This is a genomic window from Halomonas sp. 3F2F (assembly GCF_014897805.1).
In the GTDB taxonomy this organism is placed as follows: Bacteria; Pseudomonadota; Gammaproteobacteria; order Pseudomonadales; family Halomonadaceae; genus Vreelandella.
This window is the reverse complement of the sequence record NZ_JABUZE010000130.1, coordinates 56,147-82,915: the sequence shown is the minus strand read 5'-3', so window position 1 is coordinate 82,915 and position 26,769 is coordinate 56,147. Positions and strand designations below refer to the sequence as shown.

The 26,769-nt window shown below is 51.9% G+C and carries 30 protein-coding genes and 1 other RNA gene; 25 read left to right on the top strand and 6 right to left on the bottom strand.

Features of this window, described 5'->3' with window-relative positions:
• Positions 1-44 precede the first annotated feature (44 nt).
• The 9 genes from INT21_RS12895 to hisD all read left to right on the top strand — a co-directional run bounded on the left by INT21_RS12895 (position 45) and on the right by hisD (position 6,834).
• Positions 45-866, top strand: coding sequence for an ABC transporter ATP-binding protein (locus tag INT21_RS12895; protein ID WP_089037701.1), 822 nt, complete (start codon positions 45-47; stop codon positions 864-866).
• Entirely contained in the window at positions 867-1,667 is an 801-nt protein-coding gene (gene mlaE / locus INT21_RS12890; protein ID WP_089037702.1) for a lipid asymmetry maintenance ABC transporter permease subunit MlaE, read from the top strand.
• 16 nt (positions 1,668-1,683) lie between these two features.
• Positions 1,684-2,148, top strand: coding sequence for an outer membrane lipid asymmetry maintenance protein MlaD (mlaD, locus tag INT21_RS12885; protein WP_038485491.1), 465 nt, complete (start codon positions 1,684-1,686; stop codon positions 2,146-2,148).
• 38 nt (positions 2,149-2,186) lie between these two features.
• A complete protein-coding gene (locus INT21_RS12880; protein ID WP_193061294.1) occupies positions 2,187-2,846 on the top strand; it encodes an MlaC/ttg2D family ABC transporter substrate-binding protein in 660 nt (219 codons plus the stop codon).
• On the top strand, positions 2,843-3,175 hold the full coding sequence (locus tag INT21_RS12875) for an STAS domain-containing protein (RefSeq protein WP_193061295.1): 333 nt from the start codon (positions 2,843-2,845) through the stop codon (positions 3,173-3,175). Before INT21_RS12880 ends, INT21_RS12875 begins: the two co-directional genes overlap by 4 nt.
• Positions 3,176-3,297: 122 nt before the next feature.
• Complete coding sequence (locus INT21_RS12870) at positions 3,298-3,546, top strand: BolA family protein (protein WP_193061296.1); 249 nt, start codon at positions 3,298-3,300, stop codon at positions 3,544-3,546.
• 13 nt (positions 3,547-3,559) lie between these two features.
• Positions 3,560-4,822, top strand: coding sequence for a UDP-N-acetylglucosamine 1-carboxyvinyltransferase (gene murA, locus INT21_RS12865; protein WP_193061297.1), 1,263 nt, complete (start codon positions 3,560-3,562; stop codon positions 4,820-4,822).
• A gap of 28 nt (positions 4,823-4,850) precedes the next feature.
• Positions 4,851-5,504: an ATP phosphoribosyltransferase gene (hisG, locus tag INT21_RS12860; RefSeq protein WP_038485475.1), complete on the top strand. Its 654-nt coding sequence runs from the start codon at positions 4,851-4,853 to the stop codon at positions 5,502-5,504.
• Positions 5,505-5,517: 13 nt separating this feature from the next.
• Positions 5,518-6,834, top strand: coding sequence for a histidinol dehydrogenase (gene hisD, locus INT21_RS12855; RefSeq protein ID WP_193061298.1), 1,317 nt, complete (start codon positions 5,518-5,520; stop codon positions 6,832-6,834).
• 53 nt (positions 6,835-6,887) lie between these two features.
• Here hisD and INT21_RS12850 read toward each other — a convergent pair whose 3' ends face one another.
• Positions 6,888-8,132, bottom strand: a complete 1,245-nt coding sequence (locus INT21_RS12850; protein WP_193061299.1) for a Do family serine endopeptidase — start codon at positions 8,130-8,132, stop codon at positions 6,888-6,890.
• A 138-nt stretch (positions 8,133-8,270) separates the two neighbouring features.
• Here INT21_RS12850 and INT21_RS12845 point away from each other — a divergent pair, with 138 nt between their 5' ends.
• On the top strand, positions 8,271-9,032 hold the full coding sequence (locus tag INT21_RS12845) for a Nif3-like dinuclear metal center hexameric protein (protein ID WP_089037707.1): 762 nt from the start codon (positions 8,271-8,273) through the stop codon (positions 9,030-9,032).
• Positions 9,033-9,094: 62 nt separating this feature from the next.
• Here INT21_RS12845 and INT21_RS12840 read toward each other — a convergent pair whose 3' ends face one another.
• Complete coding sequence (locus tag INT21_RS12840; protein WP_193061300.1) at positions 9,095-9,541, bottom strand: ZapG family protein; 447 nt, start codon at positions 9,539-9,541, stop codon at positions 9,095-9,097.
• A 232-nt stretch (positions 9,542-9,773) separates the two neighbouring features.
• Between INT21_RS12840 and zapE the strand changes: the two genes are divergently transcribed.
• The 8 genes from zapE (at position 9,774) to INT21_RS12800 (ending at position 16,173) form a co-directional block, all read left to right on the top strand.
• A complete protein-coding gene (gene zapE, locus INT21_RS12835; RefSeq protein ID WP_193061301.1) occupies positions 9,774-10,955 on the top strand; it encodes a cell division protein ZapE in 1,182 nt (393 codons plus the stop codon).
• 224 nt (positions 10,956-11,179) lie between these two features.
• Entirely contained in the window at positions 11,180-11,608 is a 429-nt protein-coding gene (gene rplM, locus INT21_RS12830) for a 50S ribosomal protein L13 (protein WP_009721993.1), read from the top strand.
• Positions 11,609-11,621: 13 nt separating this feature from the next.
• A complete protein-coding gene (rpsI, locus tag INT21_RS12825; protein ID WP_038485457.1) occupies positions 11,622-12,011 on the top strand; it encodes a 30S ribosomal protein S9 in 390 nt (129 codons plus the stop codon).
• Between the two features lie 208 nt (positions 12,012-12,219).
• Complete coding sequence (gene petA / locus INT21_RS12820) at positions 12,220-12,819, top strand: ubiquinol-cytochrome c reductase iron-sulfur subunit (RefSeq protein ID WP_089037710.1); 600 nt, start codon at positions 12,220-12,222, stop codon at positions 12,817-12,819.
• Complete coding sequence (locus INT21_RS12815) at positions 12,819-14,078, top strand: cytochrome b (protein WP_089037711.1); 1,260 nt, start codon at positions 12,819-12,821, stop codon at positions 14,076-14,078. Before petA ends, INT21_RS12815 begins: the two co-directional genes overlap by 1 nt.
• Positions 14,078-14,845: a cytochrome c1 gene (locus INT21_RS12810; protein WP_193085310.1), complete on the top strand. Its 768-nt coding sequence runs from the start codon at positions 14,078-14,080 to the stop codon at positions 14,843-14,845. The genes INT21_RS12815 and INT21_RS12810 overlap by 1 nt, the downstream gene beginning before the upstream one ends.
• A gap of 150 nt (positions 14,846-14,995) precedes the next feature.
• Entirely contained in the window at positions 14,996-15,622 is a 627-nt protein-coding gene (sspA, locus tag INT21_RS12805; RefSeq protein ID WP_089037713.1) for a stringent starvation protein SspA, read from the top strand.
• A gap of 62 nt (positions 15,623-15,684) precedes the next feature.
• Positions 15,685-16,173 (top strand): ClpXP protease specificity-enhancing factor, encoded by a 489-nt coding sequence (locus tag INT21_RS12800; RefSeq protein WP_193061302.1) that lies wholly within the window; start codon positions 15,685-15,687, stop codon positions 16,171-16,173.
• Positions 16,174-16,301: 128 nt separating this feature from the next.
• Here INT21_RS12800 and INT21_RS12795 read toward each other — a convergent pair whose 3' ends face one another.
• The 4 genes from INT21_RS12795 to INT21_RS12780 form a co-directional block, all read right to left on the bottom strand.
• The gene (locus tag INT21_RS12795) at positions 16,302-16,874 is read right to left on the bottom strand and encodes a BON domain-containing protein (protein WP_089037715.1); all 573 of its coding nucleotides are present in this window, start codon (positions 16,872-16,874) and stop codon (positions 16,302-16,304) included.
• Positions 16,875-16,980: 106 nt separating this feature from the next.
• Positions 16,981-17,574 carry a phosphoheptose isomerase gene (locus INT21_RS12790; RefSeq protein ID WP_038485436.1) on the bottom strand — a complete coding sequence of 198 codons (594 nt, stop codon included), beginning with the start codon at positions 17,572-17,574 and terminating at the stop codon, positions 16,981-16,983.
• Positions 17,575-17,596: 22 nt separating this feature from the next.
• Positions 17,597-17,986 (bottom strand): YraN family protein, encoded by a 390-nt coding sequence (locus tag INT21_RS12785; protein ID WP_089037716.1) that lies wholly within the window; start codon positions 17,984-17,986, stop codon positions 17,597-17,599.
• Positions 17,976-19,481 (bottom strand): penicillin-binding protein activator, encoded by a 1,506-nt coding sequence (locus INT21_RS12780; protein WP_193061303.1) that lies wholly within the window; start codon positions 19,479-19,481, stop codon positions 17,976-17,978. The genes INT21_RS12785 and INT21_RS12780 overlap by 11 nt, the downstream gene beginning before the upstream one ends.
• Before the next feature lie 113 nt (positions 19,482-19,594).
• Between INT21_RS12780 and rsmI the strand changes: the two genes are divergently transcribed.
• From rsmI to INT21_RS12745, 7 genes are all read left to right on the top strand, one after another.
• Positions 19,595-20,452, top strand: coding sequence for a 16S rRNA (cytidine(1402)-2'-O)-methyltransferase (gene rsmI, locus INT21_RS12775; RefSeq protein ID WP_193061304.1), 858 nt, complete (start codon positions 19,595-19,597; stop codon positions 20,450-20,452).
• 32 nt (positions 20,453-20,484) lie between these two features.
• Positions 20,485-20,845: RNase P RNA component class A (gene rnpB / locus INT21_RS12770), an RNA gene on the top strand.
• 52 nt (positions 20,846-20,897) lie between these two features.
• On the top strand, positions 20,898-21,854 hold the full coding sequence (rsmH, locus tag INT21_RS12765) for a 16S rRNA (cytosine(1402)-N(4))-methyltransferase RsmH (RefSeq protein ID WP_089037719.1): 957 nt from the start codon (positions 20,898-20,900) through the stop codon (positions 21,852-21,854).
• 2 nt (positions 21,855-21,856) lie between these two features.
• Entirely contained in the window at positions 21,857-22,192 is a 336-nt protein-coding gene (gene ftsL, locus INT21_RS12760; protein WP_089037720.1) for a cell division protein FtsL, read from the top strand.
• Positions 22,189-23,895: a peptidoglycan D,D-transpeptidase FtsI family protein gene (locus INT21_RS12755; protein WP_193061305.1), complete on the top strand. Its 1,707-nt coding sequence runs from the start codon at positions 22,189-22,191 to the stop codon at positions 23,893-23,895. The genes ftsL and INT21_RS12755 overlap by 4 nt, the downstream gene beginning before the upstream one ends.
• A gap of 13 nt (positions 23,896-23,908) precedes the next feature.
• Positions 23,909-25,402 (top strand): UDP-N-acetylmuramoyl-L-alanyl-D-glutamate--2,6-diaminopimelate ligase, encoded by a 1,494-nt coding sequence (locus INT21_RS12750; protein ID WP_193068173.1) that lies wholly within the window; start codon positions 23,909-23,911, stop codon positions 25,400-25,402.
• The gene (locus INT21_RS12745; RefSeq protein WP_193061307.1) at positions 25,402-26,760 is read left to right on the top strand and encodes a UDP-N-acetylmuramoyl-tripeptide--D-alanyl-D-alanine ligase; all 1,359 of its coding nucleotides are present in this window, start codon (positions 25,402-25,404) and stop codon (positions 26,758-26,760) included. Before INT21_RS12750 ends, INT21_RS12745 begins: the two co-directional genes overlap by 1 nt.
• Positions 26,761-26,769: the final 9 nt, after the last annotated feature.

Sequence of the window (26,769 nt, the reverse complement as noted above, 5' to 3'; positions counted from 1 at the left end):
ACTATTGCTGCTGCGGCAAGACGACCATCAAGGCCAGCCAGCCCATGACCGATGCTCCCTTCATCGAAATTGAAGATTTGTACTTCTCGCGGGGTGATCATGATATTTTTCGCGGAATCAATATGACGATTTCGCGTGGCCAGGTAACGGCCATCATGGGGCCAAGCGGTACCGGCAAGACGACCCTTTTAAAGCTAATTGGTGGGCAATTAACGCCTGACCGGGGGCGAGTGCTAATCGACGGTCAAGATGTGCATCGCCTATCGCGTAAGGCCCTGTTTACGTTGCGTAAGCGCATGGGTATGTTATTTCAGAGCGGCGCACTGTTTTCAGATCTCGATGTATTTGAAAACGTAGCGTTTCCGCTTCGGGTGCATACTGACTTGCCTGACCCTATGATACGCGATCTAGTGCTTCTTAAGTTACAGGCAGTGGGTTTGCGCGGGGCTAGGCACTTGTCGCCAGCTGAGCTTTCGGGGGGGATGGCAAGGCGTGTGGCGCTGGCACGGGCGGTAGCGCTTGACCCAGAGTTAATCCTTTATGATGAGCCTTTTGTCGGGCAAGACCCTATTTCTATGGGGGTGCTTGTACAGCTAATTAAACGGCTGAATCAGGCACTGTCGCTTACGTCAGTGATCGTTTCGCACGATATCAAAGAGACCCTCAGTATTGCGGATTATCTGTACCTCATTGCCGATGGGCAGGTGGTAGCCTCAGGCACGCCAAGTACCTTAGATACGAACCAAGATCCCCGAGTAAGCCAGTTTATTCATGGTGAGCCAGATGGGCCGGTGCCGTTTCACTATCCCGCTGAGACACTTTACCGCGATATTCTAGGCCAAGCCTCCGCAGGGAAGGTGCGTTAAATGCAATCAAATATTAAACATGCTATTTCGCATGTTGCTCGGCTGGGGCAAAAAGGGTGTGATGCCTTAGAGTCGCTAGGGCGTGCAGGTGTCTTTCTTGCCCAGTCGGCTGTAGGGGTGCCTTCTCGGGAAGGGTGGTCGTTGTGGCTGCGCCAAGTGCACTTTGTCGGTGTGCTATCTCTGGCTATTGTGCTGGTGTCAGGGCTGTTTATAGGCATGGTGCTTGCGCTACAGGGGTATACCATTTTGGTTGACTTTGGGGCAGAGCAGGCGCTTGGCCAGATGGTTGCTCTTTCGCTTCTTCGAGAGCTAGCGCCGGTGGTTGCTGCGCTACTGTTTGCAGGGCGCGCGGGCTCTGCGTTGACGGCGGAAATTGGCCTGATGAAGGCGACTGAACAGTTAACCAGCATGGAAATGATTGGCGTTGACCCACTGCGCCGGGTTGTGGCGCCAAGGCTGTGGGCAGGTTTTATTGCGCTACCCATTCTGACCGTTGGTTTTAGCGTGGTGGGGATTTGGGGTGGCTATTTGGTTGGTGTGGAATGGCTGGGGGTTTTTGAAGGTTCTTACTGGAGCAATATGCAGGCTAGTGTTTCGTTTGTTGATGATATTGGTAATGGAATAATCAAAAGCCTTGTATTTGCAGTAGTCGTTACCTGGATTGCGGTGTTCCAAGGGTATGACTTAGTGCCTACCTCTGAAGGTATTTCACGTGCGACAACACGCACGGTGGTGTATTCATCGCTTGCTGTTTTGGGGCTGGATTTTGTATTGACCGCCGTGATGTTTGGCGGCCTTTAATGGGTGGAGCAATAACATGAAGCGCAGTAAAACCATGGAGTTTGGCGTTGGCCTGTTTATGCTTGCGGGCATTCTGGGGCTTGTTTTTTTGGGCTTGCGCGTAAGTGGCATGACGCTTTCAACATCTTCCGACACGTTTCGTCTTGAGGCCAGTTTTTCCAATATTGGCAGTCTGAAACCACGTGCGCGGGTCACCATGGCCGGTGTTACTGTGGGGCGGGTAGAGGCCATTGAGCTTGATACCGAGTGGTATGATGCGCGGGTGGTGCTGAGTCTCGATAGCGATCTTGAAGGCCAGCTTTCGCAAGATACTACCGCGGCTATTTTGACGGCTGGGCTGCTCGGTGAGCAGTATATTGGCCTGAGTGTTGGCGGCGCTCCTGAAGTGCTTGAAGAGGGGGATGTTATTCGAGATACCCAGTCTGCCCTGGTGCTCGAAGAACTTATCCAGCAATTTGTATCCAATATGGTTACTAACTAAGCAGCGTGGGTGCTGTCAGTTGTCATGAGGTGACTTTAATGAAAGAAAATAGCGTAATGTTGGCCCGTCGTTTGCTCTTTTGGTTGGCGCTAGCGGTTGTTCTGCTGCCTTTTGCCGCTCAGGCCCAGTCGAAATCGCCAGAAGCGTTGGTTCGTGACAACGTCAATGGCTTCATGGAGCAGATTAACGGCAGAGAAGATTATTACGCCAATAATCTTGATGAGCTTAAAGCGTTGGTCAACGATAGCCTGAATGATGTGGCGGATTTTCGTTATATTGGCGCTAGCGTGATGGGCAGCTACTTTCGCAATGCAACGCCAGAACAGCGTAGTCGGTTCGCCGATGTCTTTCGTCAAACCCTGATCGACACGTACACGCGTGGTCTCGTGACCTTTGATTATGATGAGTTGAGAGTGTTGACCGACCAGCGCGGTCAGCGCTATGAAGATCAAGCCAGTGTTGATATGGAAGTTGTTGCCACTAATGGTCAGGTTTACCCCGTTAGCTACAGCCTGCGACTTTCAAATGGTGAGTGGAAAGTGGTCAATGTCATTGTTAATGGCATCAATTTAGGGCTGACCTTCCGCAATCAGTTTGACCAGTCGATGCGCGAAAATAACCGAGACTACGATGCCGTCATTCGTAGCTGGTCACCCGAAATTGGTGTCGACGAGCTTGAGCAAGGGGGCAACGCGTGACGACGCTGTTATCTACGCCCCATGTTTCGCTGATTGCGCAGTCTTGCGCGCTGGCGGTTCAGGGTGATCTCAATGTCAATGCAGCGGCCGATGTGGCCGCTGCAGGCGTTAAGTGGCTTGAAAGTGCTCGGTTAACTGATGTTGTCCTCGATTTTTCAGACGTTTCAAAAGCAAGTAGCGCGGCGATTAGCGTTCTGTTTGAATGGCTGCGTGCGTGTCACTCGCTAGGTATTGTCGTTACCTCGATTGCATTGTCTGCTCCGCTTGAGCGTTTAACGTCGCTCGCTGAGCTCGATGCGCTAATAGGTTCGCCCAACGCTGAAGCGTGAGTGTTCGTCTGGCATCGCCAAGCGTGCCGCTTTTCTTTATCATGTTCCCCCTGTTCCTCTCTAATTCAACGACCCCCTATTTCAACCACCTAGTTTAATGACCCAAAGGAGTTTCCTGTCTTATGCAACCCAACGAGGTAAAAGCACTGCTTGAGTCCCGCATCGGTGGATGTGATTTTCATATCCAGGGTGAAGGCTGCAATTTTCAGGTGATCGCAGTTGGCGAAGCTTTTGAAGGTCTTTCTCCTGTAAAGCGTCAGCAGCTGGTCTATGCGGCGCTAAATGACGAAATTGCATCCGGCGCTCTGCACGCCATTAGTATCAAAACGTTTACTCCGGCGCAGTGGCAAACTGCACCGGAAAACGCATAGTAGCGGCTTCTCTATGGATAAATTAATCATTACCGGCAATGGGTCGGTAGATGGCGAAGTGTGGGTGAGTGGCGCTAAGAATGCGGCGTTGCCAATTTTGTGTGCCAGCCTTTTGGCAGATGGTCCGGTCATTATTGGTAATTTGCCTCATTTGCAGGACATCACTACGACGCTGGAGCTGCTAGGGCGGATGGGCGTTGAGCCGGTGATGGGAGAGAAGCTCAGTATCCAGCTTGACGGCTCTCAGGTAACGCAGTGTCATGCTCCCTATGAACTCGTTAAGAAGATGCGCGCCTCCATTCTGGTGTTAGGCCCGTTGTTAGCACATTTCGGTAAGGCAGATGTTTCTCTTCCAGGCGGGTGCGCAATTGGTTCACGTCCGGTGGACTTGCATATTCGTGGTCTTGAGGCGATGGGCGCAGAGATCCGCGTTGAAGCGGGTTATATTCGTGCCCGAGTTGATGGACGCTTGAAAGGGGCGACTATCTTCTTTGATACAGTGACGGTAACGGGTACTGAAAATCTGTTGATGGCGGCAACGCTCGCTGATGGCACTACTATTCTTGAAAATGCTGCGCGCGAGCCGGAAATTGTCGATCTCGCCGAGTGTTTGATCAAGATGGGGGCTAATATTCGTGGGCATGGTACAGACACCATCGTGATCGAAGGTGTCGCATCTCTGCATGGCTGTGAGCACGATGTCATGCCTGATCGTATTGAAACGGGTACTTTCCTGGTGGCCGCTGCCATGACGGGTGGTCGCGTGAAAGTGAAGCGCACTCGTGCCGATATTTTAGAAGCGGTGCTTGCGAAGCTTGAAGAAGCCGGTGCTGAGATTACCAGTGGCGATGATTGGATCGCGTTGGATATGCATGGCAAGCGTCCAAAAGCGGTTAATATTCGCACTGCGCCCTATCCTGCATTTCCTACCGATATGCAGGCCCAGTTTGTGGCGATGAATGCTGTCGCCGAGGGGCATTCCCGGGTAGTGGAAACCATCTTTGAAAACCGCTTTATGCACGTACAAGAGCTAAACCGGATGGGGGCGAATATTGCCCTTGAAGGTAATACGGCACTGATTGAAGGCGTAGAAAAGCTTTCAGGTGCGCCGGTAATGGCTACTGACCTTCGTGCGTCAGCATCATTGGTGATCGCGGCAATGATGGCTGAAGGCGAAACGCTTGTAGATCGTATTTATCATATCGATCGTGGTTATGAGTGCATTGAGGAAAAATTACAGCTGCTGGGTGCGCGCATTCGCCGTATTCCTGGCTAAGCCATGTTATTAACCATTGGCCTAAATAATGAGTAAGCAACTGATTTTGGCCCTTTCAAAAGGGCGTATTCTGGACGAAACGCTGCCGCTGTTGGCGGATGCGGGGATTACCCCGGCAGAAGATTTGGGTAAAAGCCGTAAACTGCTGTTTGATACTAATTTGCCAGATGTAAAGTTGGTGATTATACGGGCAACCGATGTGCCGACCTATGTGCAGCTGGGTGCCGCAGATGTGGGCATTGCGGGTAAAGACGTTCTGCTTGAGCATGGGGCTGAAGGTCTATACGAGCCCCTAGATCTGGATATCGCTCGTTGCAAGCTGATGACTGCTGGTGTGACGGGGCAGTTGCCAGCTGAAGCGCGTCGTCGTGTAGCTACTAAGTTTGTAAACGTAGCGAGGCGTTACTATGCGGAGCAGGGTATTCAAGCCGAAGTGATCAAGCTCTATGGGGCGATGGAACTTGCTCCGCTGATGAATTTGGCCGATGAAATTGTTGATATCGTGGATACCGGCAATACGCTACGCGCCAATGGCATGGAGCCTCGTGAGCTCATTGCCCATATCAGTACCCGCCTGGTGGTTAATAAAGCCGCCATGACCATGAAGCATGATCGTATTAAGCCATTGTTAGCCCGCCTGGAAAGTGCGGTTAAAAAGCGTCAGACTCAGCCTATTGAATGACACGAGGTTTACCATGAGCGATAAGTCCACAGCCACCATTGCCCGTCTCTCGACTGTTGATGGGGCATTCCATCAGCATTTAGACGCGCTGCTGGATTGGGAAGGGGTGTCTGATAAGGCAGTACAGGCTCGTGTTGAAGAGATATTGGCAGATGTTAAACGGCGAGGTGACAGTGCGGTGGTTGAGGCGACCAATCGCTTTGACCGCCTGTCAGCCGAGAGTATGGAGCAGCTACGCCTATCTCCTGAGCAGCTGAAAAAGGCCTTTGACGGTCTGCCTGCTGAGCAGCGCAATGCGCTGTCAGCCGCTGCTGAGCGTATTAAGCGTTATCATGAGCGCCAGAAGCCAAGCTCGTGGCAGTACGAAGAGGCTGATGGAACGGTGCTGGGCCAAAAGGTTACCCCGCTGGACCGCGCAGGTATTTATGTGCCAGGCGGGAAAGCCGCTTATCCTTCATCGGTATTGATGAATGCTATCCCTGCCAATGTGGCTGGTGTGCGCGAGATTGTGATGGTTGTGCCGACTCCGGACGGTGTGCTGAATGATCTTGTGCTGGCAGCTGCGCATCTGGCGGGCGTCGATTATGTGTTCACGATTGGTGGCGCACAGGCGGTCGCGGCGCTTGCTTATGGCACTGAAAGCGTTCCGCGGGTAGATAAAATCGTAGGGCCTGGAAATATCTACGTAGCGACTGCTAAGCGCGCGGTATTTGGTCAAGTTGGTATTGATATGATTGCCGGTCCCTCTGAAATCATGGTGGTGTCTGACGGCCAAACAGACCCAGATTGGTTGGCAATGGACTTATTCTCTCAGGCTGAACACGATGAGGATGCCCAGGCGATTTTTGTTAGTTGGAAGGCTGATCACCTGGATGCCGTTGAGGCTTCAATTGAGCGATTATTGCCGACGCTGGAGCGGGAAGATATTGCCCGTGCTTCACTGCAACGTCGTGGTGCATTGATTCTCTGCCAAGATCAAGCCGAAGCCATTGAGTTGATCAATCGTATCGCACCGGAGCACCTTGAACTTTCTGTCGAGGCGCCTAGTGACTGGCTTGATGACGTGCGTCACGCTGGGGCTATCTTCATGGGGCGGCATACTTCGGAAGCTCTGGGTGACTATTGTGCAGGGCCGAATCATGTGCTGCCCACGTCTGGAACAGCCCGTTTTTCATCGCCACTGGGGGTTTATGATTTCCAGAAACGCTCCTCCATTATTCAGTGCTCGCCTAGTGGTGCGTCTGAGCTTGGTAAAATAGCCTCTGTACTTGCCCGGGGCGAATCGCTGACGGCCCATGCTCGTTCGGCGGAGTATCGTATTAACGATTGAGCATTGCCTGAGAAGGCGCCGTCTGAACAAGCACCGATAACCATCAGAGCGACTTACGAGTCGCTCTGATGCTCTCCTGACGTAGCATTAATGGGTACCGGCCGTTCACCTACTTCCAGTGTCATGTCCATACGCTCACCGCTTCGTACGATCGTCAGCGGTAGTTTTGTGCCGGGTGGAATGGAAGCAATCGCGCTCATTGTTACCCGAGCATCCAAAATCACTTGACCGTCAATAGACAGCAGAACATCGCCGGGCTGTAAGCCTGCTTTAGCGGCAGGTCCGTCTTTCACGACGCCAGCGACGATCACGCCTTGAGGGGTTCTTAACCCAAACGATGCGGCCAGCTCGCGGGAGAGTGCTTGTGCTTCTATGCCTAGCCAGCCGCGTATGACGCGACCGCGGGTAACCAGTTCATTCAAGATGCTGTGGGCAAGGTTGGCTGGAATCGCGAAACCAATCCCTTGTGATCCCCCTGACCGTGAGAAGATAGCCGTATTAATGCCCACTAAAGCGCCGTCAGGGTTGACTAATGCGCCCCCGGAATTGCCTGGATTTATCGCGGCGTCTGTTTGAATGAAGTCCTCGTAGGCATTTAAACCTAAGTGGCTGCGCCCCGTCGCGCTAATAATGCCCATGGTAACGGTTTGCCCAACACCGAAAGGATTGCCGATAGCGAGTGCTACATCACCCACGGCTACCTGTTCTGAGTCAGCAAGCTCGATTACCGGTAAGTCATCAAGGGTAATGCGTAAAACGGCAAGGTCGCTTTCTGGGTCAGTGCCAATTACCTCGGCAAGTGTTTCCCGACCATCGCGAAGTGCTACCTGTATTTGATCGGCGCCATTAATGACATGGTGATTGGTTAGCACGTAGCCGTCATGGCTGACAATAACGCCAGAGCCCAAGCTCGATAGCATTCGCTGATGCGTGGTTGCATCGTCGCCGCTGAAGAACTGCTGGAAAAAAGGATCGGACATCAATGGATGCTGATCGCGTTCAACAATGCGTGATGAATAGATGTTGACGACGGCTGGCGCCGCTTGATTAACGGCGTTGGAGTAGCTTGCAGGCCCTTGGTTGCGGTTGAGCGGCTCTGCTTGGCGAATCTCGGGGGCAGGTCGATTAGCTGCCGGCTCTCCGCTAGTAGGCACCAGCGAAGAGGGGGGTTCGACCGTTGCGGGTGGCGTTTGCCGAAACGGGTTGGGCAAATACTCTGGGAAAGCAAGTAGCACCAAGGCGGCGAGCAATAGCCCGGTGATAATTGGCCATATATAGGGCAGCACAGAGCGGTGCATGCGAAATTTCCTCAGCGGGTGATAGTCTAAATGGTCGCGAGGTTCGCGATAACGCGAAGCGAGATTTACAATAGTTCCATCGTAACACTTTATTGAGATGTTCCTCACGATAGCCTGTTAATCGGTTAAGGAGTCAGTGTGATCCATCGCGACCAACTAGTTGCTGCTTGCGACCATCAATTGCGCTCATCGCAATTTAAAGATTTTACCGTTAACGGCCTTCAGGTGGAGGGGCGTGACACTGTAACGCGGGTGATGTCAGGGGTGACGGCATGTCAGGCGTTATTGGAGGAGGCGGTCGCTTGGCGAGCGGACATGGTGTTAGTGCACCATGGTTATTTCTGGAAAAATGAACCGGTAGCCATTACCGGCATGAAGCAGAAGCGAATTAAAACGCTGCTGGATAACGAAATGAGCTTGCTGGCTTACCACTTGCCGTTAGATGCGCATGCCGCGTTTGGCAATAATGCCGAGCTGGCCAAGCGTCTGGGGTGGAAGGTCGAGGGATGCATTGATGGTGAGCTTGGTGAAGGACTGTTATGGTCCGGCCGATTAGCTGAGCCGCTAAGCGTTGCAGAACTGGGCAGTCAATTGGCTGCAGTGCTCCATCGAGCGCCTTTAGTGGTCGAGTCGCCTTTAGTTGGCTCTGTGGAGCGGATCGCATGGTGCACTGGAGGTGCTCAAGACATGATTACGGCGGCTTACGATGCAGGGGCGCAAGTTTTCGTGTCTGGGGAAATATCAGAGCGCACGACGCACTTGGCTAGAGAGATGGGTATTCATTACATTGCTGCTGGTCACCATGCTACTGAGCGTTTTGGTGTTCAGGCGCTGGGTGAGTGGTTGGCGAGTGAGTATGATGTAGAGCATCGATTTGTCGATATCGATAATCCCGCCTAGCGCTAATTTGTGCAAAGCATCCGCATCGGTTGGCTATGCGGATGCTTTGATCTTGTTAATTATTAATAACGCGGAGGTTGCGGGGCAGGCGCATCATGTTCTTTCAAGCTGCCTTTTAGGCCAAAGTCTTCGGATAACGTACCGCTTTTGCCATCTGCATAATCACGCGGAGTGTTAACATCACCTTCGTCCTCTGTGTTAGGCGCGAGTTTGTTTGTGGAAGGTGTGATGGCCGTTTCCAGTTTCCATTCAGCAGCTTCGCTGTCTATTTGCTGTTCTAGCCGATCAGTCTCCTGGCGAATATTAATGATGTGCTGCTGGATGCCAGTGAGGTGGCTTCCCATGCCTTTCTTAAGCTCGGCTATTTGATGTTCACGCTCAAGCAAAGCCTGCTTTAGTGTGGCGTGGTCACGTTGGCTTTTGCTGAACAGGCGATAACACGCCAAGCCGATAACAAATCCAATAACGAGACCGATAATCGCAAAAGTGAATGGCGAGCTTGCTTCCACAGTATTCTCCCTAGAGATGATGCACGCCACCAAGCGCATGGCGGGGTTTGGCAAATAGTTTAACAAACAGCTTAACAAAGCGTGACCATTATAGGCGCGTATCCGTCGGTTGGGTCAATCCGCTCATGCGCTCAGTTATTATGCAGCGTATAATATTGTTTTTTTATTTGGGCAGGCTGTGTTCTTACAACGTCACAGTTCCGTTCACGATGTGTGCTGTGGGAGCGAGTTGATGTCATCATTATCTGCACGTCAAGACAGCGAGCAGGCGAGCCGATTAACGCCTTTTGCGCGGTATCAGGAAGACTTAAAGCGTGACGATTTCCAGTACGACCCTGCTCAAGAGCAGGCGGTTAAGCATCTTCAGCGCCTTTATGATGAGCTGCTAGCCAGGCCCGCTAGTGCTCCTAAAGCCGTCGTTGCTAACAAAGGGTTAAAGGCAAAAGTTGCCGGGCTGCTGGGTAAAAAGGTCAGTGCCGGCGTGCCAGTGCTGCCTGACGTTAAGGGGCTCTACTTTTGGGGAGGTGTGGGGCGTGGGAAAACGTATCTAGTCGATACTTTCTACGAGGCGCTGCCGTTCCCTGAAAAAATGCGCACCCACTTTCATCGATTTATGCAGCGTGTCCACAATGAGTTGACTCACTATAAGGGCGAAAAGAACCCATTGACGCTGATTGCTGGCAAGTTCGCTGCTGAGGCACGCGTCATCTGCTTTGATGAGTTTTTTGTCAAAGATATTACCGATGCAATGATCTTGGCAAATTTGCTTGAGGCGCTGTTTGAGCGTGGCGTGGTGTTGGTGGCGACATCAAATATAGTGCCGGACGACCTTTACAAAGATGGGTTGCAGCGCGCACGGTTTGTTCCCGCCATTGAGCTAGTGAATCGTCACTGCGAGGTCGTCAACGTCGATTCTGGTGTTGACTACCGTTTGCGTGCCCTAGAGCGGGCTGAGATTTTTCATGCACCGCTTGATAAAGCGGCCGAGCAGGAGCTAAGCAGAAGTTTCAGAGAGATAGCCGGCCATGAGGGTGAGGAGGGGGCGCCTCTTGAGATTAATCATCGCATTTTAAAGACGCGCCGACTCCACGACGATGTGGCATGGTTTGAATTTGTCGAACTCTGTGATGGGCCGCGTAGCCAGAATGATTACATTGAGCTTGCCAGAGAATTTCATACAGTTTTGGTATCTAACGTCACTCAGATGAATGCAAAAACAGACGATCAGGCTCGCCGCTTTATTAATATGGTTGACGAGTTTTATGATCGCGGGGTTAAGCTGTTGATGTCGGCAGAGGTGCCAATTGAAGCGCTGTATCGCGATGGCAAGCTGACCTTTGAATTTCAGCGGACGCTGTCGCGTCTGCAGGAAATGCAGTCTAAAGAGTATTTAGCGCTACCTCATAAGCCTTAGTATCGGGTGCGCCGATAAATACGCTGCAAGCAAGAATAATATCAATAAGAGCGATATCAATAAAAAAGAGTGGCGGTACTTAACTTACGGTGATGCTTGCTGTAGAATGCCGCCTCGCTGCATGTTGCTGGTTTTTTCTGGCAACCAAAAAAAATAGGGATGGTGCTTCATCGCTTACGTAGCGGTGTAAGCTACCCAACACACTTAATCTGGTGATTTTATCCATGAAGACGTTCAGTGCTAAGCCGCAGTCCGTCCAGCGCGACTGGTACGTAGTCGACGCTACGGACAAAACGCTCGGTCGTCTGGCAACCGAGATTGCTCGCCGCCTGCGTGGCAAGCATAAGCCCGAATTTACTCCTCACGTTGATACTGGCGATTACATTGTTGTTATCAACGCTGAAAAAGTCCATGTAACCGGCAACAAGGCGAAGGCTAAAACCTACTACCGCCATACTGGTTACCCGGGCGGTCTGCGCTCTATGACATTCGACAAAATGCTTGATCATGCCCCTGAGCGCATTATTGAGTCTGCCGTTAAAGGTATGTTGCCGAAAGGTCCTTTGGGTCGCGCCATGTACTCAAAATTAAAAGTGTACGCCGGTGCCGAGCATCCGCATGCTGCCCAACAGCCGCTTGAACTGAACATCTGAGGAAATCTTCGCCATGACACAGCAGTATTACGGTACCGGGCGCCGCAAGACTTCCACCGCTCGCGTGTTTATGAAGCCGGGCTCTGGCAAAATTACTGTCAACGATAAAGATCTTGACCTGTATTTTGGTCGCGTAACTGGTCGTATGGTTGTTCGTCAGCCGCTTGAGTTGACTGAAACGCTGAATCAGTTTGACATATTCGTCACTGTTGCTGGCGGCGGCGGCTCCTCTCAAGCAGGTGCCATTCGTCACGGTATCACTCGCGCCCTGATGAACTACAATGAAGATCTGCGTCCAACGTTGCGCGCCGCTGGTTATGTAACCCGCGATGCCCGTCAAGTTGAGCGTAAGAAAGTCGGTCTGCGTAAAGCACGTCGTCGTCCGCAGTTCTCTAAGCGTTAATTTTACGCTATGCGGCAAAAGCGCCCAGGTCAAAGACCTGGGCGCTTTTTATTGGAATATCAAAAAATTATAACGCTTATACCACCATGGTCACGGGCGGTTGTTCTTGTGCAGAGCGCTTTGTTTTTTTAACATAGAGCGTATTTGATATTCGTCGTCGCAAGACGCCTTTGCGGCGGAACGGGTAAGCTGATGGGAGAAACCAGAAATGGCAGATAACGGCGTAAACAAAGGTCGGCGCCGTTTCCTTGTAGGCGCCACCTCCGTTGTGGGGGCGGTGGGCGCTGTCGGGGTTGCGGTCCCCTTTGTGGCTTCTTGGCAGCCTAGTGCCAGGGCAAGAGCGGCAGGTGCGCCTGTTCAAGCTGATATATCGAAGCTTGAGCCTGGGCAGCGTATGACCGTTGAGTGGCGCGGTCGGCCGATTTGGATTATTAATCGTACGCCTGAAATGATCGAGCGAACTGAAGCGTTAGGGAGCGACAGTTTAGCGGATCCTGATTCGGAAGTGCCGCAGCAGCCAGCGTATATCCAGGGTGGTTTGCGCTCTATCAAGCCGGAAATAGGCGTGTTGATTGGTATTTGCACGCACTTGGGTTGTTCGCCCCTGTTCCGACCTGAACCGAATGCCGAGGGGGTGGGTGTGGAGAATTGGCCGGGTGGTTTCTTCTGTCCATGTCATGGCTCTCGCTTTGACTTGGCCGGTCGCGTGTTCAATAACGTACCTGCGCCGATCAACCTTGAGGTTCCACCCTACCGCTTTGAGAGTGATGACATTATTGTCGTTGGCGAAGATGAGGAGGCTGCCTGATGGGTAATCCGAATAAAGCCAAGGCGGAAAAGGGCCTCATGCGTTGGGTAGATGATCGCTTCCCTGCCACTCAGATGTGGCAAGAGCATCTTTCCAAATATTACGCGCCTAAAAACTTTAACTTTTGGTATTTCTTTGGCTCATTAGCGCTGCTGGCGTTGGTTAACCAAATCTTGACCGGGGTTTGGTTAACCATGAGCTTTAACCCCTCTGCTGAAGGTGCATTCGATTCTGTCGAATACATTATGCGTGATGTGGAGTGGGGGTGGCTGATTCGCTATATGCACACCACCGGCGCTTCTGCCTTCTTTCTTGTCGTCTATCTGCATATGTTCCGTGGCCTCTTGTATGGTTCCTACAAAGCGCCTCGCGAATTAGTGTGGGTGTTTGGTATGACGATTTATCTGGTGCTAATGGCAGAAGCCTTTATGGGCTATTTGTTGCCATGGGGTCAGATGTCTTACTGGGGTGCTCAGGTTATTATTTCGTTGTTCTCAGCGATTCCTGGCATTGGCCCTGATCTGGCGCAGTGGGTGCGTGGTGACTTCCTGATTTCAGGCATTACCCTCAACCGTTTCTTTGCACTGCATGTGGTTGCTCTGCCAATCGTTATTTTAGCGCTCGTCGTGCTGCATATTATTGCGCTACACGAAGTGGGTTCAAATAACCCTGACGGTATTGATATTAAGCAGAAGAAAGATGAGGCAGGCGTGCCGTTGGATGGGATTCCCTTCCATCCTTACTACACGGTAAAAGACTTGGTGGGTATTGCGGTCTTCCTGTTTGTTTTCTGTGTAGTGGTGTTCTACTTCCCAGAAGGCGGCGGCTACTTTATTGAAAAGCCAAACTTTGATCAAGCTAACCCGCTACAAACGCCTGATCACATCGCGCCCGTTTGGTATATGACGCCTTTCTATGCCATTCTTCGCGCAATCACTTTCTCAGTGTTCGGCTTAGACGCTAAGTTCCTCGGTGTTATCTTTATGGGGGCTGCGATTGCAATATTGTTCGTTCTGCCCTGGCTGGATCGTAGTCCGGTGCGCTCAATGCGCTATAAAGGCTGGATGTCGAAAACCATGCTGACGCTGTTTGCTATCAGCTTTGTCATCCTTGGTGTTTTGGGTGTGTTGCCATCGACAGAGGGCAGGACGCTGCTAGCCCAGGCGTGCACCGTGATTTATTTCGCCTTCTTTGTCTTGATGCCGTTCTACACCAAGCTGGAGAAGACTAAACCCGTTCCGGAAAGGGTGACTGGCTAATGAAAAAGTATCTTTTGGGACTCCTTTTCGCGTTAGTGCCAGTAACTGCGATGGCTGCCGGTGGTGCGAGTGTCCCGCACTCGATGGAGCCTGATCTGCATGATCAAGCCTCGCTGCAAAATGGCATGAAGCTCTATGTTAACTACTGCATGGGCTGCCACTCACTTCAGTATCAGCGCTTTGCGCGTGCGGCTGACGATTTGGGGATGCCGCAGGATTTGGTTGAAGAAAATCTGATTTTCTCGTCAGATTTGGCCTACAACGACCAAATGCATAACGCCATGAACAGCGGTGATGCGGAGGGTTGGTTTGGTGCGCCGCCTCCGGATCTATCGCTCAAGACGCGTGTGCGTGGAACGGATTGGATCTACTCTTATCTGCTTAGCTTCTACAAAGATCCGAGCCGTCCCACTGGTGTTAACAACACGGTATTTGACCTGGTTGCGATGCCTAACGTGTTGGAGCCTCTACAAGGCGTACAAGAGCTGGTGTGTTCGGAAACGGATCATCCGGTGGCGGGGCAGTCACCCGATCCTTTGTCGGGTAAGTACCAGTCTTGTGATGTGCTGCAAGTGACCCAGCCAGGTTCCATGGAGCCTGCTGAGTTTGAGGAAGCAGTGTATGATCTTACTAACTTCCTAGCTTATGTGGGTGAGCCCTCCAAGCTTCAAGCTCAGGCGTTAGCACCTAAAGTGCTGATCTTCATTTTCATTTTTGGTGTGATTGCCTACTTGCTTAAGCGTGAGTACTGGCGAGATGTTCACTAATTATTAAGTGATGAGCGGCATGTCGGGCGCACGGCGGAAGCCGTGCGCCCTTTGTTTATCTAGTCAGTCGTAATGCAAAGCGGGTTACCATCCCATAAGCTAGCGCTGGCGTGTTATTATCAAAGATTGTTTTGATGCGAGGATGCTTTCATGGGTGTTGTGGCCAAGCGGTCGTCGATGATCTTTTACTCTGGTAATGATGATCATTTTAGTCATCGTGTGCGCATTGTTCTGGCTGAAAAGGGGGTGGCGGTTGATATCGTTGATGTCAGCGATGAGCGTCCACCTGAAGAGTTAGCAGACCTCAACCCGTACAACAGCGTGCCTACGCTGCTAGATCGTGACTTAGTGCTCTATGAGTCTAAGGTCATGATGGAGTATCTGGATGAGCGTTTCCCTCATCCTCCTCTGCTGCCCGTTTATCCGGTGGCGCGGGCGCAAAGTCGTTTGTGGATGCATCGTATTGAGCGCGAGTGGTGCCCAATGCTGGAGCAGATACGCACAGGCGGTAAAAAAGAAGCGGAAAAAGCGCGTAAAGAACTGCGCGAAAGCCTCATTGGGATTTCGCCTATCTTTGAAGATATGCCTTACTTTATGAGTGAGGAGTTTACGCTTGTAGACTGCTGTTTAGCGCCGATTTTATGGCGTTTGCCTGAGCTGAATATTGAGTTGCCTGAGAAGCAGGTAAAGCCTCTGTTGGGCTATATGTCGCGAGTATTCGAACGTGAAGCGTTTAAAGCATCTTTAAACGAGCGTGAAAAAGAGATGCGCGCTTGAATTCATACTGCCTCTTCTCCTTAATCAGGTAAGGGGCATATTTGTCAGGAGGAGGGAGTCTTATGAAATCGAGCCGTCCCTATCTCGCCCGAGCTCTCTATGAGTGGTTGTTGGATAATGAGTTGACGCCTTATGTGGTGGTTGATGCTACTCAGCCTGGCGTGGAAGTACCGCGCCAGTTTGTTCAAAATGGACAAATTGTGTTGAATGTAGCGCCGACCGCTGTGCGTGACCTGTTTATGGAAAATCAGGCCATGGGGTTTAACGCTCGCTTTGGTGGCCAGCCTATGCAGGTAATGATTCCTACGCCTGCGCTTATCGCGATCTACGCTCGTGAAAATGGTGCTGGTATGGTGTTTGGGCATGAGCCAGAGCTGGATGCGGCAGAGTTTGATGATGCCGAACTGGATGGCGATTTTTCAGACACTTTTGACGAATCGTCCAAGCCTGAGTTAACGGTAACAGAGCCTGTTCCTGAAAAAGAGGGTGACGTTTCTGCACTGCCGTCTAAGAAGGCTAAGAAAAAACCAACGCTACGCGTGGTTAAGTAGCGTGGTTTTTAGCTAAGTTGTTAACTTGTGCTTTTGAGCGTCGGTTTTTCTTAGCAAGCAGTTGATGAATAAAAAACCTCGTCTCGGTGAAAAGCCGAGGACGAGGTTTTTTTATGGCGGTGTGTTAATCAATCCATATAGTCAAAGACTTTAACGATTCGCTGAATGCCGCCAACCGCTGATACCGCGTTAGCAATTCGGTTGCCTTCATCTCGAGTTACCATGCCCATCAGATACACCGTCGCGTTTTCTGTGGTGATTTTTAGCTTTGATGAGTCGATGCGGTCATTAGTGGCGAGTTGGCTCATGACATTGGTGGTTAGCCAGGTATCGTTTAGGCGTTGGCTAGCGGGTAGGTTTGCAGCAATACTGAGTTCGTTATGTACTTGGTCTACGCCGCGTAGAGAGCTGGCGACTTCACCTGCTTTATTACGCAGTTCCTCGCTAGGCACTTGCCCTACCAGAAGTAATGAGCCGTTATAGCTATGTGCTCTAATGCGTGCATCTCTCAAGCGGGCGTCTGAGCGCTCCAGCGCACGTGGCGCTTCACGTTCAATGGTTGTGTCAATGGCTTCGACATCACTGCTGCGCTGACCATAGTTGGAAGGGTTAGATGCCGCGTTATTAGCACATCCAGTTAGTAAAATAACGCTTAGTGTCGCAACGGCAATCAGTTTGTATAAAGAATAGCGTAGGGCCATGGCGATGACTCCTTTCAAAATGTAAAGTCAGTAGGTATTAATCTACCCGTTTGATTGTGTCTGTGCAGTTTAATCTGCTCAGTTTAATTTGTTTGGTGCTGACTATTTAGTCGACTCCGCCAAAGAGCTGCTCGTCAATTAAATCACATAAGCAGTGGATGACGAGTAGGTGAACCTCTTGAATGCGTGCAGTGGATGTTGCTGGAACGCGAATCTCACAGTCATCCTGGCCTAGTAATGACGCCATATCGCCGCCATCTCTGCCCGTTAGCGCGACTACCGTCATGTCGCGGTCATGGGCCGCTTGGATAGCTTGAACGATATTAGCTGAGTTGCCGCTGGTGGAAATGGCTAATAAGACATCACCGGGCTGGCCTAGCGCCCTGATCTGCTTGGAAAACACTTCATTATAACTGTAGTCGTTGGCGATCGAGGTCAGCGTTGAAGTGTCGGTTGTCAGTGCTAGTGCGGGTAGGCTGGGGCGCTCACGTTCAAAACGATTCAATAGCTCGGACGAAAAGTGCTGGCTATCGCCTGCGCTGCCGCCATTGCCGCAGGCGAGAACTTTACCTTCGTTAACTAAGCACTGAACCATCATTTGGCTGGCGACTTCGATGAAAGGCGGCAGCACTTCGCTGGCATATGTCTTCGTATCTATGCTGGCGTTAAAGTGATTAAGTATGCGTGATTGAAAGTCCATTAGGGCATCCTAGGTAAAAGTATCAGTAAGCATCAAAAGCCGCTTTTTCCCACTGGAATTCAAGCGCGGGAGGCGTGCCTGTGATCGCTAGGATATCAAAGCGACACGGACTTGAAACAGCATGCCGAGCGATATAGAGCTTGGCTGCTCGTATTAAGCGGTGGCGCTTCTGTGCAGTGACGGTCTCTAAGGGGTGGCCGTAACGAGTAGTGGTGCGATGTTTGACCTCGATAAAGACCAGGATGTCCTGGTCTTTCATCACAAGATCAAGCTCACCGCCTTTAACGTGATGATTGCTAGTGACAAGCGTTAAGCCATGTTGCTGCAGCCATTGAGCGGCTAGTTGCTCAATGGCTGCGCCCCGTGTCCGCGCTGTTTGCGGAGTATTGGGATTCTGATAACTATTGGTCATCGTTCAGTAGGCCAGGAATCAAAATGGGCGAAGGCACGCCATTTTGGAATTTCGCCCACGGTAGTTCTCGAGAAACCCTGCCATCACCTGATAGGCGAAGCGTACCAGTGCTTCCATTCATGCCGTCAAGGGCTGATAAGTCTGATAGGCGGATGCCAAGTTCGTAAGCATCCACGCCCATTGCCATTAGGCGAAACATTGAAGGGTCTGACTCGTTGCGAAGCTCTGCGTACGTCGAATAAAAGGGCAGCGCCTCTTCCCCGCCAACCGCTGCGTCAGGGATTTGCCAGGGAATATCGATAAACATTACATCATTTAGGTCTTGATCTAAGCGTGTCTGTAGGCGCCCTTCATGGAGGTGGGAGGTGGCATAAATAGGCAGGTTGGGGGCGTAGTAGTAGTCCATGGTGGGCGGCACTTGGCGTGCGTATTCGGGAAGTGCCAGTAAGAATAGTGCATCAATGTTCCCCAGGCGGGCACGATCGCCGCTGACATTTAGGGCTGTTTTGACGGCGTTAGCTACGGCGCTGCTAGGGTTATAGCGGACGGCATTGGTGATTTCACCGCCTTGGCTTTGCCACTCATTCCAGAAAGCTTCACCGACGCGCCGTCCCCAGGCATTGTCGGGCACCATGATAGACATTTGACGATGGCCGTCCTGAAAGGCGCGGCGAGCTGCTTGGCGGGCTTCATCTTCAGCAGATAAACCATACTGAAGCAGTTGAGATGCTTGATTGCTTGCGCTGTTGCCATAGTTCAGAGCCAGCGTCGGTAGTGGTACACTATCGCGCTGCTCAAGTTGGGTGACTTGGCCTTTGTCAATTGGACCAATCAAAAGTTGAGCGTTCATTTGCTGTGCACGTTGGTAAATTTCATCTAATGAATATTGAGACGCATTGATGAAATTAAGCTGTACATTATCTCCGCGCAAATCGTGGTGACGGCGCATGGCAGAAGCGATAGCGTTAGCCACACTGCTTAGTGGGCCAGATTCTGGTAATGCCACTGCTATGCGGCGTATTTCGACACCCTCTAATTCAGGTATGGATACTTTCGTATATTCAGTTTGATCCAAGGCTTGACGTGCCCACTGCTGCCGTTCTGCAAGGGTTTCTTGCTGGTTTGCTTGCATAGGCAGTTCGTCGTCAAGCACCTGGGTCGCGCGGAGGACTGCGCGGGGATCGTCCATGCCGCGAGCAAGTTCAGAGAAAAGCATTGCCCAGCGCACCCGATCCGATTCTGAAAGCATGTTTTCATCAACCGCATCGGCTGCGTCAAAAGCATTTTCGCGTTGTCCTTGTCTGGCGAGGATATTAGCCGCTTCCAGTCGCGTCTTGGCAGCTTGTTCAGGCGCTTGCTGCTCTGCTTGACTAAGTAATCGGCTAGCATCCTGATCAGGGGCGCGGTCAACCACGCTTGGGGATTGCATAGCGCACCCTGTAATCAGAAGCGCCATGAAGGCAGTGGCTAGTAATCCACGTATTGACTGTTTCATGTATCCTTCCTTAGTTTCCATTTGCGCTGCCGTCGCTCGATGAGCGGATAAATTTATCATTGCACAAGCATGGCGCACCGTCAGTGCAGGCTATTAACAAATCGGGAGTCACGATGACACACCAGCATCCGGGTATATTGTACGTGGTTGCAACACCAATTGGGAATTTGGAAGACTTATCGCCACGCGCTGCTCGGGTATTAGCGGAGGTATCACGTATTGCTGCGGAGGATACACGCCACAGCGGTCGCTTGTTAGCGCATTTGGGCATTAATAAGCCGATGCTCTCACTGCATGAGCATAATGAAGCACGGCGTGTCGATACGCTGGATAGTTACTTAATGGCGGGGGAAAATGTTGCCCTAATTAGTGATGCGGGAACGCCGCTTATATGTGACCCGGGGTTCGTATTGGTAAGAGAGTTGCGATTGCGGGGTAGGCAGGTGGTGCCGCTTCCTGGGCCTTGTGCGCTAGTCAGTGCGCTTTCAGCGGCCGGATTGCCGACTGATAGGTTTACATTTGGTGGGTTTTTGCCGTCTAAGCCGAGTGCGCGACGGCAAGCGCTTGAAAAATGGCAGTCTCGAGAAGAAACGTTGGTTTTTTACGAGTCACCTCACCGTATTGAGCACACGCTCGAATCGTTATGTGAGCAAATGCCTGAGCGAGCGGTTGTTCTGGCGCGAGAATTGACCAAAACGTATGAGACTTTTTTGCAGGGTTCGCCTTCCTCATTGCTTGATCAGCTTAAGCAAGACCCTAACCAAGGTCGTGGAGAATTTGTCGTAATGATCGCTGGGGCGGCGCCCGTTGTTCAAAGCGATGAGCAATCTATTACTGCTGATGAGCTGCTTAAAGCAATGCTAGCAGAGGGTGTTGGCGTCAAGCAGGGGGCAGCCGTTGCTGCAAAAATGCTAGGCGGCCGAAAGCAGGAATGGTACGCAAGATTGCAAGCATTGAAAGGTGGGCATTGAGGCGACGGCGGGGCGCTGGTATGCTTGCCGCCGGAGTTGGCCAGACAGTCGCCGCTAATACACTTGTAAAAGTGTGTTGGGGGAGGAAAGTCCGGGCTCCATAGGGCAGAGTGCCAGGTAACGCCTGGGCGGCGTAAGCCGACGGAAAGTGCAGCAGAGAGTAGACCGCCTAAGCCTTTCGAGGCTGGTAAGGGTGAAAGGGTGCGGTAAGAGCGCACCGCGCGCCTGGCAACAGTGCGTGGCATGGTAAACCCCACTCGGAGCAAGACCAAATAGGGATCCAATGGCGTGGCCCGCGCTGGATCCGGGTAGGTTGCTTGAGCGCTGTGGTGACGCAGCGCCTAGAGGAATGACTGTCCACGACAGAACCCGGCTTATCGGCCGACTCCCCATTTCCATAAAAGGTGCGCCGTTCGCATCTTTCTTAACACTGTGTGAGATTAACATGCCTTCTCCTGACGCTGACCAGGTTACTTCCCATTTTCGCCACACCAGCGTCTTACTAGAAGGGGCGGTAGATACACTTGTTCATAATCCCGATGGTATTTATTTAGACGGCACGTTTGGGCGAGGCGGGCACTCCCGCGTTATTCTTTCGCGCTTGAGCGAACAAGGTCGTTTAATGGCCATGGATCGTGACCCTCAAGCAATAGCAGCCGCTAAAGATATCGATGATCCTCGTTTCGACATAACGCAGCGAGAGTTCGCTCGGTTAGTTGAATATGCACAAGAGCAAGGGGTTTACGGAAAGCTTTCAGGGGTATTGCTAGATATTGGTGTTTCTTCCCCGCAGTTAGATGATCCAGAGCGTGGCTTTAGCTTTATGCGCAACGGTCCTCTTGATATGCGTATGGATCCTACCCAAGGAGAGAGTGCAGCCGCGTTTTTAGCCCGGGCTAGCGAAAGTGATATTGCCAATGTGTTTAAAACCTATGGTGAAGAGCGTTACGCAAAGCGCTTGGCGCGTGCTGTTGTTACGCGACGTGTGGAAAAGCCTTTTACGCACACTGTTGACTTGGCCGAGGTATTGAAAGAGGCTCACCCTGCTTGGGAAAAGGGCCGTCACCCAGCGACCAAAGCGTTTCAGGGGCTGCGTATTTATTTAAATGGTGAGCTCGATCAACTGGATGCAGCGCTTGAGGGGGCATTGGAAGTGTTGGCTCCTGGGGGGCATCTGGTTGTGATTAGCTTCCACTCGCTTGAAGATCGTCGTGTAAAACGCTTCATTCGTCATCATGTGCGGGGTGATACGCACTTGCCACGGGGCGTGCCGATTCGCGATGATCAGCTAAATCGCCGTCTTGAAGCCTTGGGTAAAGGAATACGCCCAAGTGACGAAGAGGTAGACGCTAACCCCCGGGCGCGCAGTGCCGTCATGCGAGCCGCCCGTAAACGAGTGTGATCATGAGCATGGATCGGATAGAGCGTTGGGCGTCAACGCTGCGCACCGAATGGCCTTTCAAGCTACGTTTTCGAGCTTGGCCGGTTATCCTTGTTGCGCTGTTCTTAGCGTGTGTCGTTACCGGTGGTTTAGTGGTTGCCACCACGCATATGACGCGAGTGCAGTATGCGCAGCTACAGCAGTTAGAGCAGGAAAAAAATCAGCTGCAAACCGAGTGGGGACAGCTGCTATTGGAAGAGGGGGCGTGGTCTACTCCGGCCCGTGTAGAGCAAATTGCTACGGAACGGCTTGAAATGCGCATTCCCGATGTGAATGATGTCGAGGTGATTCGACCATGAAGCGCGAAAGTCGGGGAGGGATATCCCGTCAAATGCCTATTGCGCCGCCGTTAGCTGGCGGACGCTTTTTATTTATTCTCATTGTTGTGATGGTGGCGTCGGCCATTTTAGTCGGCAGGATTACGCTGCTTCAGGTAATTGATCGCCCGTTTTTACAGAGCCAGGGTGATGCCCGTACGCTGCGCCATGAGGCAATACCCGCACACCGCGGTATGATCACTGATCGTAATGGTGAACCTCTGGCTGTTTCTACGCCTGTTGTGACACTTTGGGCGAATCCTCAAGAGCTACCTACCGATGCCATTCAGCGAGTAATGCTGGCGCAAGCTTTAGGCATGTCGCTCGATGACTTTGAATCTCGTGTCTCTCGATATAGCAGTCGAGAGTTTATGTACCTTCGTCGTCAAATGACGCCAGATGCGGCCCAACGTATATTGGATTTACGTACGCCTGGTGTTTATCAGCAGCGTGAATACAAACGTTATTATCCCGCCGGTGAAGTGGCGGCGCAGTTGCTGGGTGTTACCAATGTGGATGATGTGGGTCAAGAGGGACTGGAGCTCTCTTATCAGCCCTATTTGGCGGGGCATCCTGGACAACGCCGAGTCTTAAAGGATCGACGCGGTCGGTTAGTTCGTGAGCTGGGTGTTATTCGTGAAGCGCAACCTGGTGGTGAGTTAACGCTGTCGATTGATCAGCGTATTCAATATATGGCCTACCGTGAATTGCGTGCTGCTGTCGCTGAGCATGAGGCAGACGGTGGGGCGTTGGTAATGCTCGATGCGCGCACAGGGGAAGTGTTAGCAATGGCTAACTTGCCTTCTTACAACCCGAATAACCGCGCTGGGTTAGATCCGCGAGGTTTACGCAACCAGGCACTGGTTGATGTGTTTGAACCTGGGTCTGTTATGAAGCCTTTGGCGATGGCTGCAATACTGGAAAGTGGTGTTGTAGATCGCGATGCTGTCGTTGATACCTCGCCAGGCTGGATGCGCCTGGATCAGTTCACTATCCGAGACTTCCGTAATTATGGCGATTTAGATTTAGCGGGGATTCTACAAAAATCTTCAAACGTTGGTATGTCTCGTTTAGCGCTGCAGCTAAGTGATACGGCCATTTGGGAAAAATACAATCAGCTAGGCCTTGGGCAAGCACCAGGAACCGGCTTTCCTGGTGAGGCGACAGGCAGTTTGCCAGCGCCGGTTCGCTGGTCTCGAAGTGAACGAGCAACGCTCTCCTATGGTTACGGTCTCTCTGTTTCAGCCGTTCAATTGGCCAGTGCTTACACAGCGCTCGCCAATGATGGCGTGCGTTTACCGCCCTCGCTGTTGAGGCTTTCTGAGCCTCCCCAGGGGAGTCCTGCTATATCGCCCACAGTGGCTAATGATTTGCTGAATATTTTAGAAACGTCGGTCGCCGCCTATACCGGTGGGCGCCGAGCGCAGGTTGAAGGCTATCGTGTGGGGGGGAAAACAGGCACGGTGCGTAAAATAGGGCAGCAAGGTTATACCACCGATGCTTACCGCAGTGTTTTTGCGGGGATTGCGCCTATTTCCGACCCGCGTATTGTTACCGTCGTTATGATTGACCACCCCCGCGCTGGCCAATTTTATGGTGGCGCAGTGGCTGCTCCGGTGTTCTCTAGCGTGACAGGTAATGCCCTACGTTTGCTGGACGTGCCACCCGATCATGAGGTCGAGTAGCAAAGGAGATTGCATGAGGTTGTCCCCAGAAAGTCTATGGATAGCGCTAAAGCAGGTTTGGCCCAACGCCGTGTTACCTAAGGAGCTGCCTAAATTGCCAGAGCAGCTTCGCTTAGTGACGGATACACGTAAGTTAGCGATGGGTGATGTATTTGTGGCTGTCCCTGGTAGTCAGCGTGATGGTTATGAGTTTGTTGATCAAGCAGTGGCGGCAGGTGCGTCACTCGTTTTGGCGCATACAAGAGAAGGTGGTGTTTCACTGGACGGGCAAATACTTTATTTGCCGCATCTGTCTATGCGACTTGGCGAGCTAGGTCGCACACTGTTTTCTGTTCCTAAAGACCTTCAGGTGATTGGGGTGACGGGCACCAATGGGAAAAGCTCTGTTACCCATTATATAGCAGCGTTAAGTGAACTGCTTGGCAAGCCTGCTGGGGTGATTGGGACATTAGGTGTTGGTCGCCTTGGCCAATTGGTCGACACAGGCCTTACTACGCCTGGCTCATTGGCAATGCAAGAAACCTTGGCTGATTTGGCTAACCAGGGAGTGAAGCGTGTGGCGCTTGAAGCTTCTTCACATGCCCTTGAGCAACGCCGTTTAGACGCAGTGAACGTCGCCGCAGGCGTATTCACCAACCTGACGCGAGATCACCTTGATTACCATGGCAGTATGGCGGCTTATGCCGCTGCAAAAGCAAAGTTGTTCCGGCGTTCTGAGCTTTTGCTTGCGGTCGTCAATGCAAATGATCCTCTTGCGCGGCTAATGTTGGCAGGCTGTGATAGCCGTGTGCGTGTTTTGGCAGTAGGCGACGATGAAGTAGTGACGCTGCGCGTGATTGGTTGGCATCCCCATGAGCATGGTCAACAGGCTCTTGTTGCTACGCCGGAAGGTGAGAAAACGCTTAATCTTGGTTTGATGGGGCGGTTTAACCTAGACAATGTGCTGTTAGCCATTAGTGCGCTTTATGGATTGGGCGAGCCTTTAGAGCAGTTGTTTGAGTCGGCAACTGAGTTGGGCCCAGTGCCTGGGCGTATGGCGTTATACCGCGAGGTTAATGCGCCCAGCGTTGTTATCGACTATGCCCACACGCCGGATGCATTAGCTAATGCTCTCGAAGCGCTGAAAGAGCATTTAGGGAGCACCGGAAAGCTGTGGTGCCTGTTCGGTTGTGGTGGTGAGCGTGATACGGGAAAGCGAGCAGAAATGGCTGCTGTAGCGGAGCAGCGAGCTGACCACGTGATCGTTACTGACGATAATCCGCGTACGGAGTCTGCCGAGCAAATTCGCCAACAAATTATGTCGGGTTTTTCTGCTGCGGCTGCCTTTACGGAAATAGGTGATCGTAGTCAGGCGATTTGTCATGCGGTTCAGCAGGCTGATCCCCAGGACGTTATCTTGGTGGCCGGAAAAGGGCATGAGGCCTATCAGCACATTGGTAACGTGCGTCATGACTACCAAGATAGCGAACAAGTGATAAAAGCCTTCAAACTTAGGGCTGCCATGTGATGAACTGGTCGTTAGCTAGTATTGCTTCAGCGCTAAAACTTTCTGTCCCGCAAGCTTTATGCCAGTTGTCGGTGACGGCGGTCATTACCGATACGCGTCATATTGTGCCGGGCTGTCTGTTTGTGGCTTTGAAGGGGCCGCGTTTTGATGGCCATGATTTTATTGAGCAGGCGCTTGAGAAAGGCGCTGCAGCTGCTCTGGTTGAGCGCCCGGTAAGCAGTTTGCTTCCTCAGCTGGTATGCGCAGACACGCGTTTGGGCCTTGGCCTGCTGGCCCGGGCTTGGCGTGAGCATTGTGAGCTGCCGCTGGTGGCTGTCACCGGCAACAGCGGTAAAACAACCGTTAAAGAGATGACGGCCGCGCTACTTTCGCCATTGGGTGGTGTGCTTGCTACCGAGGGCAACTTAAACAATGATATTGGTGCGCCGCTGACGTTGCTGCGTTTAGCAACGCACCATCAGGCAGGTGTGATTGAGCTAGGGGCTAATCATTTGGGCGAAATTGCCTGGACCAGCCAGTTGACCTCCCCTAATGTCGCCATCATTACCAATGTAACAGGCGCGCATGTTGGAGAGTTTGGCGGTATGGGGCAAATTGCCCAAGCCAAAAGCGAAATATTAGCCGGGCTAGTGGAAGATGGTATTGCGGTGCTAAACCGCGATGACGACTACTTTGAATTTTGGTCAGCCTGTGCGGGAAGCAAGAAAGTTGTAAGCTACGGCTTTCATGGCGATGCGGACGTTCACGCGTCCGCACTTTCGTGTGACTCTTTGGGGCGGTATGCTTTTACGCTTGTTGAACGTGGCCAAATCCTGGGTGACGTCCAGCTGCCCTTGATTGGTAAGCATAATGTGAGTAATGCTTTGGCGGCTGCTGCAGCGGCTCTCGCATTAGGTGTTACACCAGAGCAAGTAGTGACGGGGCTATGCGAATTGTCCTCATTATCAGGTAGGTTAAGCATCGTGCCCGGTGTGCGCAATACGACGTTGTTAGACGACACGTACAATGCAAATCCTGGTGCTGTGAAAGCGGCGTTGGATGCGTTAGCGAACTTTCCTTCACCGCGCTGGTGCGCGCTTGGCGCAATGGGGGAGCTGGGCAACGAGTCTCATGCCCTACATACTGAGATTGGTCATTACGCTGCGTCACTGGGTATCGATACATTACTGACTTTTGGTGATGCCGCCCGTTCAGCAAGTGAAGCCTTCGGTCGCGGGCTGCATTTTGACGACCACGAGACGCTAGTGCGTCATGTTATTAATACTCTGCCGCCTAACACCACACTGTTGGTGAAAGGATCGCGTAGTGCAGGCATGGAAAATGTCATTGCTGCGCTACGTGCGGATGAAACAAGGTAAGCGCCGTTC

Bases quoted from the DNA above. Each gene is read 5' to 3' on its own strand.
- INT21_RS12895 (WP_089037701.1), top strand. From the start codon at position 45: ATGACCGATGCTCCCTTCATCGAAATTGAAGATTTGTACTTCTCGCGG.
- mlaE (WP_089037702.1), top strand. From the start codon at position 867: ATGCAATCAAATATTAAACATGCTATTTCGCATGTTGCTCGGCTGGGG.
- mlaD (WP_038485491.1), top strand. From the start codon at position 1,684: ATGAAGCGCAGTAAAACCATGGAGTTTGGCGTTGGCCTGTTTATGCTT.
- INT21_RS12880 (WP_193061294.1), top strand. From the start codon at position 2,187: ATGAAAGAAAATAGCGTAATGTTGGCCCGTCGTTTGCTCTTTTGGTTG.
- INT21_RS12870 (WP_193061296.1), top strand. From the start codon at position 3,298: ATGCAACCCAACGAGGTAAAAGCACTGCTTGAGTCCCGCATCGGTGGA.
- murA (WP_193061297.1), top strand. From the start codon at position 3,560: ATGGATAAATTAATCATTACCGGCAATGGGTCGGTAGATGGCGAAGTG.
- hisG (WP_038485475.1), top strand. From the start codon at position 4,851: ATGAGTAAGCAACTGATTTTGGCCCTTTCAAAAGGGCGTATTCTGGAC.
- hisD (WP_193061298.1), top strand. From the start codon at position 5,518: ATGAGCGATAAGTCCACAGCCACCATTGCCCGTCTCTCGACTGTTGAT.
- INT21_RS12850 (WP_193061299.1), bottom strand. From the start codon at position 8,132: ATGCACCGCTCTGTGCTGCCCTATATATGGCCAATTATCACCGGGCTA.
- zapE (WP_193061301.1), top strand. From the start codon at position 9,774: ATGTCATCATTATCTGCACGTCAAGACAGCGAGCAGGCGAGCCGATTA.
- rplM (WP_009721993.1), top strand. From the start codon at position 11,180: ATGAAGACGTTCAGTGCTAAGCCGCAGTCCGTCCAGCGCGACTGGTAC.
- rpsI (WP_038485457.1), top strand. From the start codon at position 11,622: ATGACACAGCAGTATTACGGTACCGGGCGCCGCAAGACTTCCACCGCT.
- petA (WP_089037710.1), top strand. From the start codon at position 12,220: ATGGCAGATAACGGCGTAAACAAAGGTCGGCGCCGTTTCCTTGTAGGC.
- INT21_RS12815 (WP_089037711.1), top strand. From the start codon at position 12,819: ATGGGTAATCCGAATAAAGCCAAGGCGGAAAAGGGCCTCATGCGTTGG.
- INT21_RS12810 (WP_193085310.1), top strand. From the start codon at position 14,078: ATGAAAAAGTATCTTTTGGGACTCCTTTTCGCGTTAGTGCCAGTAACT.
- sspA (WP_089037713.1), top strand. From the start codon at position 14,996: ATGGGTGTTGTGGCCAAGCGGTCGTCGATGATCTTTTACTCTGGTAAT.
- INT21_RS12800 (WP_193061302.1), top strand. From the start codon at position 15,685: ATGAAATCGAGCCGTCCCTATCTCGCCCGAGCTCTCTATGAGTGGTTG.
- INT21_RS12795 (WP_089037715.1), bottom strand. From the start codon at position 16,874: ATGGCCCTACGCTATTCTTTATACAAACTGATTGCCGTTGCGACACTA.
- INT21_RS12790 (WP_038485436.1), bottom strand. From the start codon at position 17,574: ATGGACTTTCAATCACGCATACTTAATCACTTTAACGCCAGCATAGAT.
- INT21_RS12785 (WP_089037716.1), bottom strand. From the start codon at position 17,986: ATGACCAATAGTTATCAGAATCCCAATACTCCGCAAACAGCGCGGACA.
- INT21_RS12780 (WP_193061303.1), bottom strand. From the start codon at position 19,481: ATGAAACAGTCAATACGTGGATTACTAGCCACTGCCTTCATGGCGCTT.
- rsmI (WP_193061304.1), top strand. From the start codon at position 19,595: ATGACACACCAGCATCCGGGTATATTGTACGTGGTTGCAACACCAATT.
- rsmH (WP_089037719.1), top strand. From the start codon at position 20,898: ATGCCTTCTCCTGACGCTGACCAGGTTACTTCCCATTTTCGCCACACC.
- ftsL (WP_089037720.1), top strand. From the start codon at position 21,857: ATGAGCATGGATCGGATAGAGCGTTGGGCGTCAACGCTGCGCACCGAA.
- INT21_RS12755 (WP_193061305.1), top strand. From the start codon at position 22,189: ATGAAGCGCGAAAGTCGGGGAGGGATATCCCGTCAAATGCCTATTGCG.
- INT21_RS12750 (WP_193068173.1), top strand. From the start codon at position 23,909: ATGAGGTTGTCCCCAGAAAGTCTATGGATAGCGCTAAAGCAGGTTTGG.
- INT21_RS12745 (WP_193061307.1), top strand. From the start codon at position 25,402: ATGAACTGGTCGTTAGCTAGTATTGCTTCAGCGCTAAAACTTTCTGTC.